This window comes from Cellulomonas septica (genome assembly GCF_012396155.1).
GTDB lineage: Bacteria > Actinomycetota > Actinomycetes > Actinomycetales > Cellulomonadaceae > Cellulomonas > Cellulomonas septica.
On record NZ_JAAXOY010000071.1, the window covers coordinates 1 to 9,208 of the forward strand.

A 9,208-nucleotide genomic window follows, 5' to 3' on the forward strand; every position below is an offset into this window, starting at 1 on the left:
CGACCCCCACCGCCGGGGCCGGAGCGACGCCGACACCCACGCCGACCCCGACGGCGACCTCCGCCGCGGGCGCGGGCGCCATCACGGACGACGTCGTGCAGGCGTCGGCGCCGGGCTGGCTGCTGACGACGTGGTGGGTCGAGGGGGCCGGCCGGTCGCTCGCGCTCACCGGTCCCGACGGCACCACCTACCGGACGGACATCGGCACGGACCTCCTGACCGTGACGTGGTGGCAGGCGGGCGACGAGCGGGCGCTCGCGCACGTCGAGCACCCTGACGGACGGTTCGAGCCGGTCTGGCTCGACCTGCGCGACGGCAGCCGCACGCCCGTCGGCGTCTCCGACGACGCCCAGTGGGTCGGCGCCACCCCGACCGGCACGACGCTCTGGCAGTCGACCGACGGCACCCTCGTGGCGCTCGACGACCGAGGGACGCCGACGACGCTCGGTACGGCCGCCCGGATGTGGGCACAAGACCTCAGCCCGTCGGCGACGCACGCGTGGAACGGCACCGGTGTCACCACGATCCCGCCGAACGGCGAGGTGCGCGCCTTCCTCCCGCCGCCCGGCACCTCTCTCCGCTCGTGCTCGCCCGGCGGGTGGTTCTCCGACGACGCGGTCGTCCTGCACTGCACCGACGCCGAGCACGCGACGAGCACCTGGGCCTGGGACTGGGACGCCGGCACCACCACGCGGCTCTACGAGGAGCTGTTCCTCTCCTACCCGTGGGTCGCCGGGGTCCTCGCCGACGGGCGCCAGGTCGTCACCGACAGCACCGAGAGCATGTCCGCCACCTGGCTCGTCGGAGACGGGGGAGCCGTGCGGCTCCTGCCCGACCACGGGTTCGTCACGGCGCTGCACGCGGGCTCGGACAGCGTCGTGCTGGAGGTGCGGGACGACGACTGGCGGACCGTCTCCGTCGTGCGGTACGACGCGGGGACGGGGCGGACCGTGCAGCTCGTGTCGTCGGAGGACGCGCCGGAGGGTGGGCGGGCGACGCTGGGGTCGGTGGTCGTGGGGGAGTAAGGGGGAAGGCAGCTAGGCCGCAGGCTCCGCGGCGCGCCGGTCTCTTCGCCGCGCTGTTCTTCCGGTCGCGCTGACGTGTCGCTCACCGCGGGGTCGTGGTGGGCTCGGGATGTCGGGTCGCCGCAGCGCGCTGTTCTTTCGGTCGCGCTGACGCTCCGTTCCACTACGGCCGGAGGGCCGGGTGCGATGCACCCGGCCCTCCAACCTTCGTTGCACTGCGCGTCAGCGCTCGACCTCACCCCGGATGAAGGACTCCAGCTGGGCGCGGCCCTGCGTGTCCTCCATCTGCACGGGCGGCGACTTCATGAAGTACGTCGACGCGGACAGGATCGGGCCGCCGACGCCGCGGTCCTTGGCGATCTTCGCGGCGCGCAGGGCGTCGATGATGATGCCGGCCGAGTTGGGGGAGTCCCAGACCTCGAGCTTGTACTCGAGGTTCAGGGGCACCTCGCCGAACGCGCGACCCTCGAGGCGGACGTACGCCCACTTGCGGTCGTCGAGCCACGCGACGTAGTCCGACGGGCCGATGTGGACGTTGCGGTCCTCCTTCTTGCCACCGAGCGGACCGGTGAGGTTGGAGGTGACGGCCTGCGTCTTCGAGACCTTCTTGGACTCCAGGCGCTCGCGCTCGAGCATGTTCTTGAAGTCCATGTTGCCGCCGACGTTCAGCTGGTAGGTGCGGTCCAGCACGACGCCGCGGTCCTCGAAGAGCTTCGCGAGGACGCGGTGCGTGATGGTCGCGCCGACCTGCGACTTGATGTCGTCGCCGACGATCGGGACGCCCGCGGCCTCGAACTTCGCGGCCCACTCGGGGTCGGACGCGATGAAGACCGGGAGGGCGTTGACGAACGCGACGTTCGCGTCGATGGCGGCCTGCGCGTAGAACTTCGCGGCGGCCTCCGACCCGACGGGCAGGTAGCAGATGAGGACGTCGACGCGGGCCTCGCGCAGGGCGGCGACGATGTCGACCGGCTCCGCGTCCGACTCCTCGATCGTCTGGGAGTAGTACTTGCCCAGGCCGTCGAGCGTGTGACCGCGCTGGACCGTCACGCCGGTCGGCGGGACGTCGGCGATCTTGATGGTGTTGTTCTCGGAGGCGACGATCGCCTCGGACAGGTCGAAGCCGACCTTCTTCGCGTCGACGTCGAAGGCCGCGACGAACTCGATGTCACGCACGTGGTAGTCACCGAACTGCACGTGCATGAGACCCGGCACGGTGCCGTTCGGGTCGGCGTCGGCGTAGTAGTGCACGCCCTGGACCAGCGACGCGGCGCAGTTGCCGACGCCGACGATGGCGACGCGGATGGAGGTCATCCTCGCTCCTTCTCGGTGGTGTTCGCCGTGTCGACGGAGTCGGACGGCACAGCGGTGGTGTCGGCTCCGGCCGGGCGGCCGGTGCCTGCGGTACGCGCGCGACGGTGGCCGCGCTCGTTGTCGATGAGCCCGTCGAGCCAGCGGACCTCTCGCTCGACCTGTTCGAGGCCGTGCCGCTGGAGCTCGAGCGTGTACTCGTCCATGCGCTCGCGGGTGCGGGCGAAGGACACACGGATCGTCTCGAGGCGTTCCGTCAGGCGGGTGCGCCTGCCCTCGAGGATCCGGAGCCGGGTCTCGGCGTCGGTCTGCGCGAAGAACGCGAACCGCACGTCGAAGTTCTCGTCCTCCCAGGCGGACGGCCCGGACGACGCGAGCACCTGCTGGAGGTGCTCCTTGCCGTCGGCCGTGAGCTGGTAGACGATCCGCGCGCGCTTGCTGCCGACGCCGTGGGCGGCGCCGGGGGCGGACTCGGTGCCGACGATCCAGCCGCGGTCGACGAGCGACTTGAGGCAGGGGTACAGCGACCCGTAGGACAGCGCGCGGAAGGACCCGAGCACGAGGTTGAGCCGCTTGCGCAGCTCGTACCCGTGCATGGGGGACTCGTGGAGGAGCCCGAGGATGGCCGGCTCGAGCACGTCGGAACGACCACGCACGGCACTACCTCCTCAGGGCTTGGTACGGTCCGGGGCGCGCGGGGCGCACCGGACGAGCAGGACGACGTCCGGACTGCTTCGTCGAGGCGGGTGTCCGTCGATGTATCAACTCGATACATCCGGAGAGTATGTCGGCCCGATGCCTCCGGACAAGTCGTGCGCGCCGCGACGGCGTCCGGGGCGCGTCAGGACGCGGTCCGACCTGCGCAGTCGTGACCCACGCCACACGAGGCGGGCCCGACGCGGGGGAGCGCGGGGCACCCGGTGCCGATCGTGTGAAGGGTCCGCCTGGACGGCCCTCCCATCCCTGGGCGGACACAGCCCGTGCCCCCATACTGGGCTCCGCGGTAGACGTGCGTCCGGATCCGGCCGGCCCCCATGGCCCCTCCGGGACGACGTCCCGCGGACCAGTCGTCGTCAGGAAGGCACCGCCTTGGCAGGCACGAACCGGCGCGCCGCGCCCGCACGGTCGCGGCGCGGTACGCGCACCCGTCCGGCGTCCGGCGCCACCACCGCCTCCACGGGCGCCGCAGGCGTCGCACCGCGCAAGCGGAAGTTCTTCGACTACCCGCGCTCGGGCTACACCGGCCTGCACCGTTGGCTGCCGTCGTGGCGCTTCGTGCTCGGCTCGTTCGTGACCCTCGTCTTCCTCATGCTCGGCGGCGCGGTCGCGGCGTACAACAGCGTGACGATCCCGGACCCCAACGCCGACACCGCGGCCCAGACCACGACCGTCTACTTCGCCCCCGAGAGCGCCGACCAGCCGCACGGCGAGGTCATGGGCACGTTCGCGGTGCAGAAGCGCACGATCGTCGGGCTCGCGACCCTTCCCGAGTACGTCGGCAAGGCGGTCATCGCCGCGGAGGACAAGACGTTCGAGACGAACTCCGGCGTCGACCCCGTCGGCATGGCGCGCGCGTTCCTCAACAACGTGCGCGGCGGCAAGACGCAGGGTGGCTCGACGCTGACGCAGCAGTACGTCGAGCGCTACTACTTCTCGACGACGACCGACTACGTCGGCAAGGCCCGTGAGGCCCTGCTCGCGTTCAAGCTCGCGCGCACCGAGGACAAGAGCAAGATCCTCGAGCGCTATCTCAACACGATCTACTTCGGCCGTGACTCGTACGGCATCGAGGCGGCCGCGCAGTCGTACTTCGGCAAGAGCGCGAAGGACCTGAGCGTCTCCGAGGCGGCCGTGCTCGCCGGGATCATCCCGTCGCCGAACAACTGGGACCCGGCGGTCAGCCCCGAGAAGGCCGAGGCCCGCTGGAACTACGTGCTCGACAACATGGTCGAGATCGGCGCGCTGCCCGCGGCCGAGCGCGCGACGCTCGTGTTCCCGTCGGCCACGCTGATCCCCGAGCAGCCGTCGCAGTCGAAGATGGGCCCCAACGGCCTGCTCCTGCAGATGGTGAAGAAGGAGCTCGGCGGTGCGCCGCTGAAGATGTCCGAGGACGACATCAACCGCGCTGGCATGAGCGTCGTGACGACGATCCGCAAGCCGCTGCAGGACATGGCGGTCGCGACGGCCGACGGCTTCCGGGCAGGCACGCTCGAGGGCCAGGACGGCGCGGTGCCGGGCGAGCGGACGAAGTACTCGATCACGTCGATCGACCCGCAGACGGGCGGGATCGTCGCGCTGTACGGCGGCCCGAACAACGAGACCGACCAGCGCAACCACGCGACGTTCGAGAACGTCCAGGGCGGCTCGACGTTCAAGCCGTTCGCCCTCGTCGCCGGGCTCGAGAACGGCATCCCGCTGAAGAAGACGTACAACGGCCGTTCGGGGCAGAAGTTCCCCGAGTGGGACGGCGGCAACACCCCGGTCCGCAACTTCGACGGCGACAACTTCGGCAACATCGACCTCGTGAAGGCGACGGAGCTGTCGGTCAACACCGTCTACGCGCAGCTCAACATCGAGGTCGGGCCCGACAAGACAGCGGACGTGGCCGCCCGGGCGGGTGTGCCCGGGGTCAGCCCGCAGAACGTCTCGAACGTGCTCGGCACCGACGCGATCCACCCGATCGACCTGGCGCACGCGTACGCGACGTTCGCGAACCAGGGCGTGAAGTTCCCCGTCCACGTGGTCGCGGTCGTCACGAACCCGGACGGCAGCACCGCGTACACGTCGCCGAGCGAGGGTGAGCGCGTCTTCCAGGCCGACGTCATGGCGGACACGAGCTTCGCGATGCAGCAGGTCGTGCAGAGCGGCTCGGGCAAGACGTGGATCAAGCCGCTCGGGCGCCCGATCGCCGGCAAGACCGGGACGACGAACGACAACAAGGCGGCGTGGTTCGCCGGCTTCACGCCGAACGTGGCGACGGTCGTGTCGATGTCGCAGAAGGCACCGGACGGCACGTCGGACGAGTCGATCTCGCCGATCGGCAGCATCAAGTACGTGACCGGCTCCACCTGGCCGGCGTTCATCTGGCAGAGCTACATGAAGCAGGCGTTCACGCTGCCGCAGTACGCCGAGGTCCTGCAGTTCCCGCCGCGCGCGAACGTCGGCGGCAAGGCCACCGCGACGCCGCTCCCGACGGAGACGGCCACGGAGGCGCCCGCGACCGAGGCCCCGCCGGAGCCGACCGTCGTCGACGTGCCGAACGTCGAGGGCAAGCTCGAGGCGGACGCCACGGCGACGCTCGACGCGCTCGGCCTGGTCGTCGTCGTGCAGAAGGAGTCGTCCGACACGGTGACGACGGGCCGGGTCATCCGGGCCGACCCGCGCGGCGGGCAGGCTCCGGCCGGCAGCACGGTGACCATCGTCGTCTCGACGGGTCCGAAGCCGCAGGCGACCCAGCCGCCGCCGACCCAGCAGCCCACGCCGCAGCCCACGCAGCCCGCCAACGCGGGCGGCAACAACGGCGGCGGTGGAGGCAACGGCGGCTGACGCCGCCGACCGCACGTCCGGGCCTGCCGGCCCGTCGTCAGCCCGCGATTTCGGCGGTCGGCGGCGGGCCGGTAGGCTTGGCCCTTGCTGTGCCTGTGCCCGGCGGCCGCCGATCGGCCCGTCGAGCACGCGCAGCGACGCACAGAACCCTCCTGTCACGGAACGACCGTGACCGCTGAGACCAGAGGAGGTGGGTATGAGCCTGCGTCAGTACGAGATCATGATCATCCTCGACCCCGAGATCGAGGAGCGCACCGTCGCCCCGTCGCTCGACAAGTACCTGTCGGTCGTCAAGACCGACGGTGGCACCGTCGACAAGGTGGACATCTGGGGCCGTCGTCGCCTCGCGTACGACATCAAGAAGAAGTCCGAGGGCATCTACGCCGTCGTCGACTTCACCGCGGAGCCCGCGACCGCCAAGGAGCTCGACCGTCAGCTCGGCCTCAACGAGGTCGTCCTGCGGACCAAGGTGCTGCGCGCCGACGCGTGAGTGTCGGTCGCCGCGCGTACCGTGCGGAACCGACGTGCGGTCCCCAGGACCGTTTCCGACTGATCGAACGAGCGAGGAGCTGGCATGGCTGGTGAGACCACCATCACGGTGATCGGGAACCTCACGGGGGACCCCGAGCTCCGCTTCACCCCGTCGGGTGCGGCGGTGGCCAACTTCACCGTCGCGTCGACGCCGCGCACGTTCGACCGCCAGAGCAACGAGTGGAAGGACGGCGACACGCTGTTCCTCCGCTGCTCGATCTGGCGGGAGGCGGCCGAGTCGGTCGCCGAGTCGCTCACCAAGGGCACCCGCGTCATCGTCACCGGCCGGCTCGTGCAGCGCTCCTACGAGACCCGTGAGGGCGAGAAGCGCACCGTGTACGAGCTGCAGGTCGACGAGGTCGGCCCCTCGCTCCGCTACGCCACGGCCAAGGTCACCCGGACCCAGCGTTCGGGTGGCGGCGGCTTCAGCGGTGGCGGCGGCGGTGGCGGCGGCTACTCCGGTGGCGGCGGTGGCTACGGCGGCGGTGGCGGCGGCGGCCAGCAGGACGACCCGTGGGCGACGCCCGCGGGTGGTTCCGGTGGCGGCGGCTACTCCGACGAGCCCCCGTTCTGACCGGCGGGTCCCCAACCCCCAGACATCCCATCCCCGGGTCCGGCAAAGCCCGGGGCTCCGAACGAAGGAGCACCACGATGGCCAAGGCCGTTGTTCGCAAGCCCAAGAAGAAGCAGAACCCCCTCAAGGCCGCCAAGATCGAGACGGTCGACTACAAGGACACCGCCCTGCTGCGGAAGTTCATCTCCGACCGCGGGAAGATCCGCGCGCGTCGCGTGACGGGCGTGTCCGTGCAGGAGCAGCGCGCGATCGCGCGTGCCGTCAAGAACGCCCGCGAGATGGCCCTGCTGCCGTACTCGTCGTCGGCCCGCTGAGAAAGGAGACCTGACATGGCGAAGATCATCCTGACCCACGAGGTCACCGGTCTCGGTGCCCCCGGCGACGTCGTCGAGGTGAAGGACGGGTACGCCCGCAACTACCTCATCCCGCGCAACCTGGCCACGCCGTGGACCAAGGGTGCCGAGAAGGACGTCACCGCGATCCGCAAGGCCCGCAAGGCCCGTGAGATCGCGACGCTCGACGACGCGAAGGCCGTCCGCGACTCGCTCGAGTCCAAGGCTGTCGTCATCACCGCCAAGGCGGGCGACTCGGGTCGCCTGTTCGGTGCCGTCACGACCGCCGAGATCGCGGACGCGGTCAAGGCGTCGGGCGCCCCGGCGATCGACAAGCGCAAGGTCGAGATCGGCCAGCCGATCAAGGCGACCGGCGAGTACAAGGTGTCCGTCCGCCTGCACGCGGACGTCGCCGCCAAGGTGACCGTCAAGGTCGTCGCCGGCTGACAGCCGCCTGACGCGCAGAGGCCCCTGGGACGCACCGTCCCGGGGGCCTCTGCCGTTGCCGGCCGTGTCTGCCTGCGGCGGATCTGCCCACGGCAGAGGGCGGGCCTCCGGGCACGGTCCCGGTGCGACGGTCGAGGGACCACGTCACCCGAGGAGGACCCGATGACCGTCACCGCCCGCACCAGCGCACCACCCGCCGTCCGGCCGTTCGACGACGACCTCGCGACCCGGCTGCTGCACCAGCGCATCGTCGTCCTGGGGCAGGAGGTCGACGACGCCGTCGCGAACCGGGTCTGCGCGCAGTTGCTCCTGCTGTCCGCGGAGGACCCGCGGCGCGACATCGCGCTCTACATCAACTCGCCCGGCGGCTCGGTCAGCGCGGCGCTCGCGATGTACGACACCATGCGGCTCATCCCGAACGACGTCGCGACCCTCGCGATGGGGCTCGCCGCGTCAGCCGCGCAGTTCCTGCTGAGCGCCGGGACGCCCGGCAAGCGGTTCGCGCTGCGGCACGCACGCGTGCTCATGCACCAGCCGTCCGGCGGGATCGGCGGCACCGCCGTCGACATCGCGATCCAGGCGCAGAACATGGCGCACGTGAAGCGCACCATGCAGGGCCTCATCGCCGAGCACACCGGGCAGACCGTCGAGACGATCGAGCGCGACTCCGACCGGGACCGCTGGTTCACCGCGGCCGAGGCGCTCGAGTACGGGTTCGTCGACAAGGTCGTCGAGCACCTCGACGACGTCCGACCCGACGGTGCGCTGCGGAAGGCGGGGCTCTGATGGCCGGCCAGTACACGATCCCGTACGTCGTCGAGCAGCGGCCGACGGGCGAGCGCACGTCCGACGTGTTCTCGCGGCTGCTGTCCGACCGGATCGTCTTCCTCGGCACCGAGATCGACGACGGCGTCGCGAACGTCGTCATCGCGCAGCTGCTGCACCTGCAGTCGGACAGCGCCGAGCTGCCCATCCACGTGTACGTGAACTCGCCGGGCGGCTCGCTGACAGCGCTGCTCGCCGTGTACGACACCATGCAGTACGTCCGGCCGCCCGTCGCGACGTTCTGCCTCGGGCAGGCGGCCTCCGCGGCCGCGGTGCTGCTCGCCGCCGGGACGCCCGGGCAGCGGCACGTCCTCGAGCACGCCCGCGTGCTGCTGCACCAGCCGTCCGGCGGAGCCGAGGGGACAGCCGCCGACCTGGAGATCCAGGCCGCCGAGATCCAGCGGCAGCGCGGGCAGGTCGAGCAGATCCTGTCCCGGCACACAGGTCAGCCCGTCGAGCGGCTGCGCCGGGACACCGACCGCGACCTCATCCTCACCGCCGAGCAGGCCGTCGAGTACGGGCTCGCGGACCGCATGGTCACGACCCTCAAGGACGTGCCCGCCGCGCTGCCCGCCGCGTGACCGCGCGTGCGGCCGGGACCGTCACGGGACCCGGCC

9 protein-coding genes and 1 pseudogene are annotated in these 9,208 nt (G+C 71.1%); 8 read left to right on the top strand and 2 right to left on the bottom strand.

Going from position 1 to position 9,208, the window contains the following annotated elements; genetic code table 11:
* Positions 1 to 1,025 (top strand): annotated as a pseudogene (locus tag HGA02_RS04870) (hypothetical protein); the annotation flags it as partial.
* Positions 1,026 to 1,247: 222 nt separating this feature from the next.
* Here the strand turns inward: HGA02_RS04870 and HGA02_RS04875 are convergent.
* Positions 1,248 to 2,339 (bottom strand): inositol-3-phosphate synthase, encoded by a 1,092-nt coding sequence (locus HGA02_RS04875; RefSeq protein WP_168678053.1) that lies wholly within the window; start codon positions 2,337 to 2,339, stop codon positions 1,248 to 1,250.
* Complete coding sequence (locus HGA02_RS04880) at positions 2,336 to 2,992, bottom strand: PadR family transcriptional regulator (protein WP_168678054.1); 657 nt, start codon at positions 2,990 to 2,992, stop codon at positions 2,336 to 2,338. The genes HGA02_RS04875 and HGA02_RS04880 overlap by 4 nt, the downstream gene beginning before the upstream one ends.
* 433 nt (positions 2,993 to 3,425) lie before the next feature.
* Between HGA02_RS04880 and HGA02_RS04885 the strand changes: the two genes are divergently transcribed.
* The 7 genes from HGA02_RS04885 to HGA02_RS04915 all read left to right on the top strand — a co-directional run bounded on the left by HGA02_RS04885 (position 3,426) and on the right by HGA02_RS04915 (position 9,172).
* The gene (locus HGA02_RS04885; RefSeq protein WP_168678055.1) at positions 3,426 to 5,882 is read left to right on the top strand and encodes a transglycosylase domain-containing protein; all 2,457 of its coding nucleotides are present in this window, start codon (positions 3,426 to 3,428) and stop codon (positions 5,880 to 5,882) included.
* A 196-nt stretch (positions 5,883 to 6,078) separates the two neighbouring features.
* A complete protein-coding gene (gene rpsF, locus HGA02_RS04890) occupies positions 6,079 to 6,372 on the top strand; it encodes a 30S ribosomal protein S6 (RefSeq protein ID WP_013772912.1) in 294 nt (97 codons plus the stop codon).
* Positions 6,373 to 6,456: 84 nt separating this feature from the next.
* On the top strand, positions 6,457 to 6,987 hold the full coding sequence (locus tag HGA02_RS04895) for a single-stranded DNA-binding protein (RefSeq protein ID WP_162353561.1): 531 nt from the start codon (positions 6,457 to 6,459) through the stop codon (positions 6,985 to 6,987).
* 77 nt (positions 6,988 to 7,064) lie between these two features.
* Complete coding sequence (gene rpsR, locus HGA02_RS04900; RefSeq protein WP_124343319.1) at positions 7,065 to 7,301, top strand: 30S ribosomal protein S18; 237 nt, start codon at positions 7,065 to 7,067, stop codon at positions 7,299 to 7,301.
* 15 nt (positions 7,302 to 7,316) lie between these two features.
* Positions 7,317 to 7,766, top strand: a complete 450-nt coding sequence (gene rplI, locus HGA02_RS04905) for a 50S ribosomal protein L9 (protein ID WP_124343318.1) — start codon at positions 7,317 to 7,319, stop codon at positions 7,764 to 7,766.
* Between the two features lie 162 nt (positions 7,767 to 7,928).
* Positions 7,929 to 8,552: a ClpP family protease gene (locus tag HGA02_RS04910; RefSeq protein WP_168678056.1), complete on the top strand. Its 624-nt coding sequence runs from the start codon at positions 7,929 to 7,931 to the stop codon at positions 8,550 to 8,552.
* Positions 8,552 to 9,172 (top strand): ClpP family protease, encoded by a 621-nt coding sequence (locus HGA02_RS04915; RefSeq protein ID WP_168678057.1) that lies wholly within the window; start codon positions 8,552 to 8,554, stop codon positions 9,170 to 9,172. Before HGA02_RS04910 ends, HGA02_RS04915 begins: the two co-directional genes overlap by 1 nt.
* The last annotated feature ends 36 nt before the right edge of the window (positions 9,173 to 9,208 follow it).